The 11,837-nt window shown below is 43.0% G+C and carries 12 protein-coding genes; 3 read left to right on the top strand and 9 right to left on the bottom strand.

Annotation, left to right across the window (positions count from 1 at the left end; all coding sequences use genetic code 11):
* Positions 1–99: 99 nt before the first annotated feature.
* The 8 genes from ACR65H_RS14820 to ACR65H_RS14785 form a co-directional block, all read right to left on the bottom strand.
* Positions 100–375: a UPF0223 family protein gene (locus ACR65H_RS14820; protein ID WP_440501251.1), complete on the bottom strand. Its 276-nt coding sequence runs from the start codon at positions 373–375 to the stop codon at positions 100–102.
* Positions 376–393: 18 nt separating this feature from the next.
* Complete coding sequence (locus ACR65H_RS14815; protein WP_440501250.1) at positions 394–1,350, bottom strand: NAD(P)H-dependent flavin oxidoreductase; 957 nt, start codon at positions 1,348–1,350, stop codon at positions 394–396.
* Between the two features lie 13 nt (positions 1,351–1,363).
* Positions 1,364–2,224 carry a polysaccharide deacetylase family protein gene (locus tag ACR65H_RS14810; RefSeq protein ID WP_440501248.1) on the bottom strand — a complete coding sequence of 287 codons (861 nt, stop codon included), beginning with the start codon at positions 2,222–2,224 and terminating at the stop codon, positions 1,364–1,366.
* A 145-nt stretch (positions 2,225–2,369) separates the two neighbouring features.
* A complete protein-coding gene (gene lpdA / locus ACR65H_RS14805) occupies positions 2,370–3,782 on the bottom strand; it encodes a dihydrolipoyl dehydrogenase (protein ID WP_440501246.1) in 1,413 nt (470 codons plus the stop codon).
* A 4-nt stretch (positions 3,783–3,786) separates the two neighbouring features.
* Entirely contained in the window at positions 3,787–5,130 is a 1,344-nt protein-coding gene (locus tag ACR65H_RS14800) for a dihydrolipoamide acetyltransferase family protein (protein ID WP_440501244.1), read from the bottom strand.
* A gap of 40 nt (positions 5,131–5,170) precedes the next feature.
* Positions 5,171–6,148, bottom strand: a complete 978-nt coding sequence (locus tag ACR65H_RS14795; RefSeq protein WP_440501243.1) for an alpha-ketoacid dehydrogenase subunit beta — start codon at positions 6,146–6,148, stop codon at positions 5,171–5,173.
* 3 nt (positions 6,149–6,151) lie between these two features.
* Entirely contained in the window at positions 6,152–7,267 is a 1,116-nt protein-coding gene (pdhA, locus tag ACR65H_RS14790; protein ID WP_440501242.1) for a pyruvate dehydrogenase (acetyl-transferring) E1 component subunit alpha, read from the bottom strand.
* 254 nt (positions 7,268–7,521) lie between these two features.
* Complete coding sequence (locus ACR65H_RS14785; RefSeq protein ID WP_440501241.1) at positions 7,522–8,163, bottom strand: YkyA family protein; 642 nt, start codon at positions 8,161–8,163, stop codon at positions 7,522–7,524.
* A 135-nt stretch (positions 8,164–8,298) separates the two neighbouring features.
* Between ACR65H_RS14785 and def the strand changes: the two genes are divergently transcribed.
* The 3 genes from def (at position 8,299) to rnjA (ending at position 11,021) form a co-directional block, all read left to right on the top strand.
* Positions 8,299–8,856 carry a peptide deformylase gene (gene def, locus ACR65H_RS14780; RefSeq protein WP_440501239.1) on the top strand — a complete coding sequence of 186 codons (558 nt, stop codon included), beginning with the start codon at positions 8,299–8,301 and terminating at the stop codon, positions 8,854–8,856.
* Between the two features lie 282 nt (positions 8,857–9,138).
* Positions 9,139–9,348 (top strand): DNA-dependent RNA polymerase subunit epsilon, encoded by a 210-nt coding sequence (locus ACR65H_RS14775; RefSeq protein WP_440501238.1) that lies wholly within the window; start codon positions 9,139–9,141, stop codon positions 9,346–9,348.
* A 5-nt stretch (positions 9,349–9,353) separates the two neighbouring features.
* Positions 9,354–11,021: a ribonuclease J1 gene (gene rnjA, locus ACR65H_RS14770; RefSeq protein ID WP_440501237.1), complete on the top strand. Its 1,668-nt coding sequence runs from the start codon at positions 9,354–9,356 to the stop codon at positions 11,019–11,021.
* A gap of 68 nt (positions 11,022–11,089) precedes the next feature.
* Here rnjA and ACR65H_RS14765 read toward each other — a convergent pair whose 3' ends face one another.
* The gene (locus ACR65H_RS14765) at positions 11,090–11,749 is read right to left on the bottom strand and encodes a potassium channel family protein (protein ID WP_440501236.1); all 660 of its coding nucleotides are present in this window, start codon (positions 11,747–11,749) and stop codon (positions 11,090–11,092) included.
* Positions 11,750–11,837: the final 88 nt, after the last annotated feature.

The raw sequence follows: 11,837 nt of genomic DNA, 5'->3' as shown, positions 1-11,837 counted from the left end.
ATGAACTTTAGTTCTATTCGCGTCTTCGCTCGACTTCGCGCCTAGGCTGGCAAGCGTTTTCAATCAGGCTGAGGAAACTCCTGCCCATTACCACTCGCCTTAATAAGATCCAGTAATAATATCTCCGTCATTGCCTTCTTTGGCCTTCTTCACAACACGGTAACTGTTAAAACCGCTCGCTTCTTCAAACTCCTTGAAGATCGTCTTTTCTTCAGACATGGAAGGAACGACTTTCTTGAATGCTTTATATGCATTCATAAAGCTATCCCTTGCTATTTGAGTTTCATACGCTTTCTCTACTGCTTGAAAAAATGCTACTACGTCAATAATTTCTTCGGTCGTCCAATGATGACTTAAAGGATAATTATATTCCATTGATTCCCGCACCTTTCTTCATGCCCATTTTCTTCTGATTTCCTCTGCTTGCCTTACCATCCTGTCAATCAGCTCTGCTACGGTCGGAATGTCCTCAATCATACCGGCAACTTGTCCAGCCCACCCAAAACCAGCTTGTTCTTCGCCATCATGGATGAACCGACGATTTGCGGCACCACTAATATAGTCCTTCAATTTATCATAATCAGCATTTTCCTCTTCCATACGTAAAATTTTTTCCGTCCAATTCCCTGCTAGTGCTCTAGCCGGTGCTCCAAGTGTACGTTTTATGACAACTGTACCGGTCTCATCTGTCTGAAGAAGGGCTGTTTTGTATTCCATTGAAGCATGGATACATTCTTTTGTTGCAATGAAACGAGTGCCCATTTCAATCCCTTCTGCTCCTAATGCGTGTGCAGCCATCCATCCCCGTCCGTCCCCTATGCCACCAGATGCGATGACAGGAATTTTAACAGCATCAACCACTTGCGGGACTAACACCATAGTTCCGATATCATCACGTCCCAAATGGCCTCCCCCTTCCTGTCCGACGACCATTACTGCATCCGCACCGAGCGATTCCGCTTTGACCGCTTGTCTTTTAGCAGCGACCAATACAAGCTTTTTGACATCCACGTCTTTAATATAATCAAAGAACGGAGTAGGGTTACCACCTGTTACCGAGAGAACCTTCACATTTTCTTCGATTGCGACATCGAGCATATGCTCATATGGGCGTCCATGCTGGCCGATCGCAAAGTTTACTCCGAAAGGCTTCTTTGTTAGTTCCCGCACCTTTCTAATCTCCTTGCGTAGTGCGTCTGGAGACTCCAAACTCATCGCTGTAATCTGACCTAGCCCGCCTGCCTCTGAAACTGCTGCAGCTAAGTCAGCATAAGCAAGATAGGCTAATCCCCCCTGAATGATCGGATACTCAATATCCAATAGTTCCGTAATTCTCGTTTTCCACTCCATAAAAAGCTCCCCCTTATTCTCCTTGTTCCTGATCCTCCAAACCTTTTATAAGTTTAGGATCTACAAATTCATACCCTTTATCCCTTAAACCATTTACGATCGTCCCCAGAGCATCAGCAGTCCAATCCCTATCATGCATCAGCAAATTGGAACCGTTTCGGAGCAATTCAGTGTTCACCATAATATCAGCAATTTTCTCCTTCGTCATATACTCTTTTTCAAAATCATAGCCGTATGACCAGTTCATTAATTGCATGCCTTCCTCAATTGCAAGAGCTCGGCTGAAATCTGTATTCACGCCAAACGGAGCACGGAAAAATATAGGACGCTCACCTGTAACCTCTTCAACAATATCATTCACTGCAACGATTTCCTCACGTTGCTCTTCTTCTGATAATGTTTTTAAATTTGCGTGTGTTTTTGTATGGTTTCCGATGACGAATCCCATGTCATGAATTTCTTTCAAAACTGCTTTCTGTTCATCTGTATCGATAAAATGGCCATTAACGAAAAAGATGGCAGGAGCGTCTAAGCTCTTCAATGTTTTCGCCATGTCCAGAGCTCTTTTATCAGGTGCGTCATCGATTGTTAATAGGACGACTTCAGGATTCGCATCACCGATTGGCTGAATGGAGTATGTTTTCGGATTCAATTCGTAAAGAGGTGTTTGATCGACAACGTCAGTTTCCTCATCTGATTCAACTTTGCCATCTATTTCTTGCTGTTCTTCATCAGAAACGACCTCTTCTGAAGTCTCTTCCACTTCAGGGGATTGATCCTGCTCATCCATTCCTGCCGGCTTTGCTTCTTCCTCACTGCATGCTGCTAATAGCAACATCGAGAGAAGCGGTATGTATAACAAACTCTTTTTCATGGAATCCTCTCCTTTATCTAGATGTATAAATCAATATTTTTATCCTAACACGACTTAGAAGAGACCTACAAACGAACAGGGTACTAGAATTAGAAAAGCGTCCGAAAGGCACTTCAGCCATCGGACGCATTCTTTTAATCTACAATTACTTTGTAATCATATGAACTGGTTTACCTAAAGCTACTTCTGCAGCTTCCATGGAAATTTCACCAAGTGTAGGGTGAGCGTGGATTGTCATTGCGATGTCTTCCAAAGTCATTCCAGCTTCAATAGCAAGACCAAGCTCAGCAATCATATCAGATGCATTTTCTCCTACGATTTGCGCACCTAATAGAAGTCCGTCCTCTTTGCGAGAAACAAGTTTGACGAATCCATCAGTTGCATTAAGCGCAAGCGCACGGCCGTTTGCAGCAAACGGGAATTTGCCCGCCACTACTTCATATCCTTCATCTTTTGCTTGTTGCTCATTCAATCCGACTGTTGCTAGTTCAGGATCAGTGAAGCAAACTGCCGGGATTGCCAAATAGTCCACTTCGGACTTTTCACCGGAAATCGCTTCAGCAGCCACTTTCGCTTCATAAGAAGCTTTGTGTGCAAGTTGAGGCCCGGAGACGATATCACCGATTGCATAGATGTTAGGAATGCTTGTACGGCATTGCTTATCCACATCGATTAGACCACGCTCAAGGAATTTGATACCCATTTCTTCAAGACCGATTTCATCAGTGTTCGGACGGCGTCCCACAGTGACAAGTACATAGTCAGCTTCAATTTTTTGCTCTTCGCCTTTAGCCTCATATGTTACAACTACGCCAGTATCGGATTCTTCAACGCCTTTAGCAGAAGCTTTCACGACAATTTCAACGCCTTTTTTCTTCAGGCCTTTTTTAACGATTTGCGTCATTTGCTTTTCGAATCCGGCAAGAATATCGTCTGCCCCTTCGATGATCGTTACTTTAGAACCGAGGTTCGCATACGCAGAACCTAATTCAGTACCGATATAGCCGCCGCCGATGACGACCAAGTGTCCAGGAACTTCTTCCAAGTTAAGAGCGCCAGTCGAATTGATGACGCGTTTTGTAAATTTGAATGTAGGGATCTCAACCGGACGTGAACCTGTAGCAATAATCGCATTTTTGAACTTGTACGTCTGGGAGGATGTTTCATCCATAACTTTTGCAGTGTTTGCATCAACGAAGTATGCTTCGCCTTTGACAATGTCCACTTTGTTCCCTTTTAGAAGTCCTTCAACGCCGCCTGTCAATTTTTTGACAACGCCGTCTTTGAATGCTTGCGCTTTAGAAAAGTCTAGTTTTACATCAGTTGCCGAGATTCCCATGTCATCGGAATCCTTTGCGGATGCGTAACGATGCCCAACAGAAATAAGGGCTTTCGAAGGAATGCAACCAACGTTAAGACAAACACCGCCTAGATTTTCTTTCTCAACGATTGTAACTTTTTGTCCTAACTGAGCTGCACGAATTGCAGCAACATATCCTCCGGGGCCGGAACCTACAACTAGTGTATCCACTTCGATTGGAAAGTCTCCTACTACCATTTGTTTACGCCTCCATTAATAAAAGTTCTGGATTTCCGAGCAATTTCTTAATATGGTTCAGTGCCTGTTGTCCTGTAACCCCATCAATTACCCGGTGATCGAATACCAATGATAATGCTAACATAGGTGCAGCAACAATTTCACCATTTTTTACAACAGGCTTTTCAGAGATACGGCCAATTCCGAGAATCGCAACTTCCGGATGGTTAATTATCGGTGTAAACCATTGTCCGCCTGCAGAGCCGATGTTCGTAATGGAACACGAAGCGCCTTTCATTTCAGCAGGACTTAATTTTCCATCTCGCGCCTTTTCAGCAAGCTGGGTGATCTCTTGTGAAATCGCAAATACTGATTTCCGATCTGCGTGCTTGATGACCGGCACAAGAAGACCACGGTCCGTATCTGCAGCAATACCGATGTTGTAATAATGCTTTTGGATGATTTCCTCTTTTTCATCATCAAGAGATGTATTCAATTGAGGGAACTCACGCAGGGTAGATACAAGCGCCTTCACAACATACGGAAGATATGTGAGCTTAATATCTTTTTCAGCTGCGATTTCCTTGAATTTCTTACGATGAGCAACAAGCTCTGATACGTCGATTTCATCCAATAGCGTCACATGAGGTGCTGTATGTTTGGAATTGACCATTGCCTTCGCAATCGCTTTTCGAATTCCCGACATTTTCTCACGGGTTTCAGGGAAGTCACCTTCCAAAGCTACCGGAGCTGTAGGCTTCGCTTCTTGTTTTTGCGTTTCTACTTCAACCGACGTTTGAGTCTCTTCTGTCGTTTGAGCAGGCTGTTGTTGACCGCCGTTTAGGAAAGCTTCGATATCTTCTTTCAAGACACGACCATTTTTACCTGAACCTTGTACTTGACGGATATCGATATCCTTTTCCCTTGCAAATTTTCGGACAGAAGGCATCGCAATAACGCGTTTTGATGAAACATTGGATTGCTCCTGAGTAGAAGCCGCAACCGGTTTCTGCTTAGGCTCGTCCTTCTTCACTACTTCTTTCTCTATGTCTTGGCCTGCTTCAGCAGTTGCTTGGACTTGGGCTTCCGTCTCTTCCTTGCCCTCCTCCTCAACGCTTTCACTTTCATACCCCGGAGCGTCAAAACGAATCAATACATCACCAACTACAGCGACTGTTCCTTCTCCAACAAGAATTTCTTCGACTGTGCCTGTTACAGGTGATGGGATTTCCACAACTGCTTTATCGTTCTGGACTTCAAGAAGCGTGTCATCTTCATTGACTTTATCGCCTTTGGCAACAAACCACTTTACGACTTCACCTTCGTGAATCCCTTCCCCGATATCTGGCAAACGGAATTCATATGCCACAAAATTCACCCTTTCTTAATTGTCAGAGGTAAACTCTGAATCAGAATGTCAAAACTTTTTTAGCTGTTTCAATAATGTCGTTTGCGTCCGGAAGCCAAGCATTTTCTCCTTGAGCAAATGGATAGACTGTATCAGGAGCTGTTACACGTAAAACTGGTGCTTCAAGGCTCAAGATTGCTCGTTCTGTTATTTCAGAGACGACGTTTGCTGCAATGCCCGCTTGTTTTTGCGCTTCTTGGACAACGATTGCACGGTTTGTCTTCTCAACCGAACCGATGATCGTTTCAATATCCAACGGTTGAACCGTACGTAAATCTACAACCTCTACTGAATAGCCTTCTTTTTCAAGCGTTTCAGCAGCTTTCAAACTTTCGTGGACCATTGCACCATAAGTAATAATTGAAAGATCTGTACCTTCTCGCTTCACATCAGCTTTCCCAAGAGGAATTGTGTATTCCTCTTCAGGTACTTCTTGTCTGAATGAACGGTATAGCTTCATATGCTCCAAGAACACTACTGGATTTTCATCGCGAATCGCTGAGATTAAAAGCCCTTTAGCATCATATGGTGTAGAAGGAATAACTACAGTCAAACCTGGTTGGGATGCAACTATCCCTTCAAAGCTGTCAGCATGCATTTCAGGTGTAGCAACGCCGCCGCCAAATGGTGAACGAATCGTTACAGGTGCGTTAAATCTTCCGCCTGTACGGTAGGATTGGCGTGCCAATTGGCCGCTTACAGAGTCAATCACTTCATAGAGGAACCCGAAAAACTGGATTTCCATAACAGGACGGAAACCTGTAAGCGTCAAACCGACCGCAAGTCCGCCGATCCCTGATTCTGCAAGAGGCGTATCAAAAACGCGCTCTTCACCAAATTCTTTTTGCAAACCTTCAGTCGCACGGAATACACCGCCGTTCACTCCAACGTCTTCACCGAAGACGAGGACGTTTTCATCATTTTTAAGCTCCGTGCGCATTGCATCGGTAATCGCTTGAATCATCGTCATTTGTGCCATCGGTTACTTCGACTCCTTCTCTGTATACAGTTCAAATTGCTCTTGCAAATTGGATGGCATATCGCCCTTGTACATTATTTTCATGAAATCGGTCACTTTTTGTTTAGGTGCTGCATCTGCCTTCTTGATGGCATCTTTAATTTCTTCCTTAGCACGCTCAATTACTTCGTTTTCCTTCTCTTCGTTCCAAATACCTTTACCTTCAAGGTATTTACGGAAACGGATGAGCGGATCACGTTTTTCCCATTCGTTATCTGTGTCGGACGTACGGTACCGAGTAGGATCATCTCCTGCCATCGTATGCGGTCCGTATCGGTAACACATTGTTTCAATAAGTGTTGGACCTTCACCATTAACAGCACGTTCCCTAGCATCACGTGTTGCAGCGTATACAGCAAGCGCATCCATTCCGTCGACAAGAATGCTTGGAATTCCAGCAGCTACACCTTTTTGTGCAAGCGTTTTAGCGGCTGTTTGCAACTCACGAGGAGTCGAGATCGCATATTGGTTGTTTTGAACAACGAAAATCGCAGGCGAACGGTATGCTCCCGCAAAGTTGATTCCTTCATAGAAATCACCTTGAGATGTACCGCCGTCACCCGTATACGTCATGGCTACAGCTTTAATTCCACGTTTTTGAAGTCCGAGAGCAACTCCTGCAGCTTGGATATACTGTGCACCGATGATGATTTGCGGGAATAACACGTTCAACCCTTCAGGAAAAGCGCTTCCTAAATAATGTCCTCGGGACCATAAGAACGCCATATGTAACGGTAAACCGTGGAATATAAGTTGTGGAACATCTCGATACCCCGGCAAAATGAAATCTTCCTTCTCAAGCGCGAAATGGGATGCAAGCTGTGATGCTTCCTGCCCAGCAGTCGGCGCATAGAATCCAAGTCTTCCTTGGCGGTTCAAAGAGATTGACCGTTGATCCAAGATTCTTGTATAGACCATCCGTGTCATTAATTCTGTCAATTCTTCATCAGATAAATTTGGATCCGCGTCTTTATTGACAATCTCGCCTTCTTCATTCAAGATCTGAAACATTTCAAACTGATCTTCAATAGAATGAAGCGTTTTCACCGGATCGAACTGCTTTTCTTGTTTTGCAGCCATATCGGCAACTCTCCTTTATATCTGTATTATTTTTTCTTGTTTCTTATAGTGATACAATCGACTTCCACTAATCAGTATACTTAAAGAGAGCAAATAGGTCAATCACTGTTATTGCTGACATTTCAGCGTCGCTCTCGTATTCTGAATTGCAATAAATCTAAATTCTGTACTACTACAATATACAATCTGTATTATAATAGTTTTCCCATAAAGAAAAAGCGGAGCCGCAATTGCCTCCACTTTATCCATTTCCTTTATTTTTCTTGTTCTAAACTTGAAAATACATCTTCTTTTAAAGAATTTACTTCTTTTGTCGCTTCATTGAATTCGGAAATAGCCTTTTGAACGATCGTATTTTGCTCGTTCACTTCTTCCACCTTCTGTTTCAAGTCTTCCAGTTCAACATCCTCAGAGGAAAGCATGTTATAAAATTCTTTTTGGATACTTGCAAGTTTCCTATATTCATCAATAAAGGAAGAATGATGATCATATCGCTTCTTCGCCGCTGCTTTCAGTTTCAAAATCTGACTGCCTTCACTGTCGGACGCGTCTTCCGCAATGGTGTCAAGCTCTTTGACGAATTCTTCCGCTTCTTTCATTGCCGTTTCCTCTTTGTCTATAAAAGAAAGTCTATCATCTAATAAACCTTCTAATTCATCGATTTTCGAACGCAGGTTGTCGATATCTTCTTTCGTTAGCTCCATCGTTTCGGTAAATGTCTTTTGTTCCGTTTTTTCCAGCTCGGTCAATTTACTTTGAGTATCACGATATTCTGTTTCAGATTCATTCATTTTTGTTAAGGTTTCAGAGAGTTGCTTTTCGGTTGACTGTCCGATACTGCAGCCGGATAATGCCAACATGCCGATTGCAACTAAACTAACTACTTTTTTATTCATAGCATTTCCTCCAATCTGAATTTCACTATAACTGTATAAGCAAACCATTTCAAGCATGCACAAAAACCTTTACCCTCTTTTCCCCATTGGCTTATAATAGAAGTACAGCATGGTTATCGAAAGGAAGAATACGTAATGATTTTAATGGAAGATATAGTTCGCGAAGGCCATCCGTCACTCCGTAAAGTAGCAGAAGAAGTGACATTTCCAATAGATGCGAATGAAAAAAAACTATGTACCGATTTACTCGAATATCTAATAAATAGCCAGAATGACGACGTGTGTGAACGGTATGGCTTGCGTCCAGGCATTGGCCTTGCAGCTCCCCAAGTGAATGTATCAAAGAGGATTTTCGCATTGCACATAGAAGAAGAGGGGAAAAAACCGCTTAGCTTCGTTGCCATCAATCCAAAAATTGTAAGCCACTCTGTCGAGAAAACTTATTTGACTTCAGGTGAAGGTTGCCTTTCCGTTGATCGGGATGTTGATGGTTTTGTTCCTCGCTATGCAAGAATAACTGTGAAAGCATTCAATCCGGATGGCATTGAATTTAAAATGAGACTTAAAGGTCTACCTGCCATCGCCTTTCAACATGAGCTTGATCATTTGAATGGCATCATGTTTTACGACCATATCGATGCCTCAGCTCCATACAAAAACATACCTGATGCCACTCCTTTTGAAAGAGACTAAAAAGGAATTTAAACTTGACTGAAATTTCGAATTCCTATATAATGTCTTTAAGGAGTGATATGCCCATGTACAAGCGCCTCAAACGTAAACTGTTAAAACGGCTCAATGGCATACTCGGCAAAAAGACGATCGCATAGACAACGCCCGCCAACAAAACTGGCGGGCTTTTCTTTTTATTTTTTTGCCACTCAAGATGAAAAAATTCATCATAGTTTATTTTAAATTACCGACGTGCTAAGATGAAGAGAAAGATTCAAACGAACGTAAAAAGGAGAGCTTACCATGATTTACAAAGTTTATTACCAAGAAAACGCCATGCAAGTACCAATTCGTGAAAACACAAAACATCTGTACATTGAAGCCGATTCTGAAAGAACCGTCCGCGAAAAGCTAAAGAGCCGGAAGTACAATATTGAACTGATCCAACTGCTCGAAGGCAATCACCTCGAATACGAGCAAGCATCACCTCATTTTGAGCTAGAGCAGGTTTAAGCAACATGAAACTAATTAAAAACAATGAAACAGCCGTTTTCGCCCTTGGCGGACTTGGAGAAATCGGCAAAAACACATATTGTGTTCAATTCCAAGACGAAATTATCCTCATCGATGCTGGCATCAAATTCCCTGAGGACGACTTACTCGGAATTGATTACGTTATTCCGGACTACACTTACTTAGAACGGAATGTTGAAAAAATTAAAGGCCTGTTCATCACGCACGGTCACGAGGACCATATCGGAGGAATCCCTTATTTGCTGCGAAAGATCAATATTCCGGTCTATGGAAGTAAATTGGCTCTTGGCTTGCTCCGCAATAAGCTTGATGAACACGGGCTTCTTCGAACTACCAAGATGATTGAGTTCAAGGAAGATGACGTATTTAAATTCAGGAAGACATCCGTCTCCTTCTTCCGGACAACCCATAGTATTCCCGATGCTTTCGGAGTCGTCGTTAAAACGCCTTCAGGCAATATCGTTCATACTGGTGACTTCAAATTCGATTTTACACCAGTCGGAGAGCCAGCCGACCTTGCCAAGATGGCGAAATTAGGAAGTGACGGAGTGCTATGTCTCCTCTCAGACAGTACGAATGCAGAAGTACCAAACTTTACGATGTCAGAGAGGAAAGTCGGCGATAGCTTGAATGAAATCTTCCGGAAGGTTGATGGAAGAATCATCTTTGCAACGTTTGCATCCAACATTCACCGACTTCAACAAGTTATCGAAGCGGCTGAACGTCATGGTCGTAAAATTGCTGTATTTGGTAGAAGTATGGATAATGCAATCACAATCGGCCGAGAACTCGGGTACATCAATGCACCTAAAGAATTATTTGTAGACACGCAGTCGCTTAACCGATTGCCTGCCAATGAAGTGATGATTCTTTGTACGGGAAGCCAAGGCGAACCGATGGCTGCATTATCGAGGATCGCTAACGGAACACACCGACAAGTGCAAATCCAACCAGGTGACACTGTCATCTTCTCGTCCTCCCCGATTCCTGGAAACACACTTAGCGTCAATAAGACGATTAATGCACTTTTCCGTGCCGGGGCAGAAGTTATACATGGCGCTTTAAACAACATCCATACATCTGGTCACGGTTCACAAGAAGAACAGAAGCTGATGCTCAGGTTGATTAAACCGAAATTCTTCATGCCTATTCACGGTGAATACCGCATGTTGTCAATGCATAAAGAGCTCGCCGTTAGCTGTGATGTCGAACCGGACAACGTCTTCATTATGAGCAACGGAGATGTGCTCGCCTTAACTGAGGACACAGCAAGACTTGCCGGCAAACTCCCATCAGGTGATGTATATATTGATGGAAGCGGAATTGGTGATATCGGCAGTGTCGTTTTACGCGACCGCAAAATACTGTCAGAAGACGGTTTGGTCATTGTCGTTGCCACTGTCGATAAGAAACGTAACAAAGTTGTCTCTGGACCTGATATCATTTCACGTGGGTTTGTTTATATGAGAGAATCCGGTATGATGATCAGCGAAGCACAACATCTATTATCCAAAGAATTAAATAAAAAACTAGCAAACTCTCCTGCGGAAGCAGGGTCTTTAAAAAGCGACATCATCGATATCCTTTCACCTTATTTATACGATCAAACAAAACGCAGACCAATGGTACTTCCAGTCGTCATGGAAGTCTGACTCAATAAAATGCCCTCATGTCTTATTGACAAGAGGGCATTGTTCATGTAACCAAAAAAGACTCTTCATCAATGAAGAGCCTTCTTCTCGAATTTATGAATATCCAAGTCAGAACCGATAACAATCAATATATCATTCAACTGGATTTCTTCTATCGCTTGTGGGGAAACCAAGATTTGCGCATCCCGCTTGATAGCAACAATATTGACGCCATATTTCGCCCTGATATCAAGATCAATCAACGTAAATCCGGCCAACTTCTCATTCGCCCGAATCTCTGCAATCGAATATTCATCGGACAGCTCCAAGTAATCCAAAATATTATTGGACACCAAATTGTTCGCAATCCTCTTCCCCATGTCCCGTTCCGGATGCACGACTTGATCCGCGCCAATTTTTTTCAAAACTTTTGCATGATAATCATTTTGCGCTTTTACTGTTATTCGACTCACACCGATTTCTTTTAAAATAAGCGTTGTCAAAATGCTTGCTTGGATATTCTCTCCGATTGCAACGACGACATGCTCAAAATTCCGGATTCCCAATGACCGGAGTGCAGATTCATCAGTAGTATCGGCCGCCACTGCTGTCGTCGCAATTTGTGCAAATTCTTCTACACGGTCAGGTGAAATATCGATTGCCATAACGTCAGCATCTAATTCCACCAATTCATTGACGATGCTTCCACCGAACCGGCCAAGTCCAATGACGACAAATTCTTTTTTCATTCAATTCCGCTCCAATCCGATTTATGGATGAAATTAGTGTATCACATTATTTTCACAGGAAAAAGAAAAGACGACCTAATAACCGGTC

Source organism: Sporosarcina sp. SAFN-015 (assembly GCF_059415085.1).
Note: the sequence above shows the minus strand (reverse complement) of the source record. Positions and strands in the feature narration are given on the sequence as shown.

What these genes read in the sequence shown, in the direction of transcription:
- ACR65H_RS14820 (WP_440501251.1), bottom strand. Translation starts at nt 375, where the DNA reads ATGGAATATAATTATCCTTTAAGTCATCATTGGACGACCGAAGAAATT.
- ACR65H_RS14815 (WP_440501250.1), bottom strand. Translation starts at nt 1,350, where the DNA reads ATGGAGTGGAAAACGAGAATTACGGAACTATTGGATATTGAGTATCCG.
- ACR65H_RS14810 (WP_440501248.1), bottom strand. Translation starts at nt 2,224, where the DNA reads ATGAAAAAGAGTTTGTTATACATACCGCTTCTCTCGATGTTGCTATTA.
- lpdA (WP_440501246.1), bottom strand. Translation starts at nt 3,782, where the DNA reads ATGGTAGTAGGAGACTTTCCAATCGAAGTGGATACACTAGTTGTAGGT.
- ACR65H_RS14795 (WP_440501243.1), bottom strand. Translation starts at nt 6,148, where the DNA reads ATGGCACAAATGACGATGATTCAAGCGATTACCGATGCAATGCGCACG.
- pdhA (WP_440501242.1), bottom strand. Translation starts at nt 7,267, where the DNA reads ATGGCTGCAAAACAAGAAAAGCAGTTCGATCCGGTGAAAACGCTTCAT.
- ACR65H_RS14785 (WP_440501241.1), bottom strand. Translation starts at nt 8,163, where the DNA reads ATGAATAAAAAAGTAGTTAGTTTAGTTGCAATCGGCATGTTGGCATTA.
- def (WP_440501239.1), top strand. Translation starts at nt 8,299, where the DNA reads ATGATTTTAATGGAAGATATAGTTCGCGAAGGCCATCCGTCACTCCGT.
- ACR65H_RS14775 (WP_440501238.1), top strand. Translation starts at nt 9,139, where the DNA reads ATGATTTACAAAGTTTATTACCAAGAAAACGCCATGCAAGTACCAATT.
- rnjA (WP_440501237.1), top strand. Translation starts at nt 9,354, where the DNA reads ATGAAACTAATTAAAAACAATGAAACAGCCGTTTTCGCCCTTGGCGGA.
- ACR65H_RS14765 (WP_440501236.1), bottom strand. Translation starts at nt 11,749, where the DNA reads ATGAAAAAAGAATTTGTCGTCATTGGACTTGGCCGGTTCGGTGGAAGC.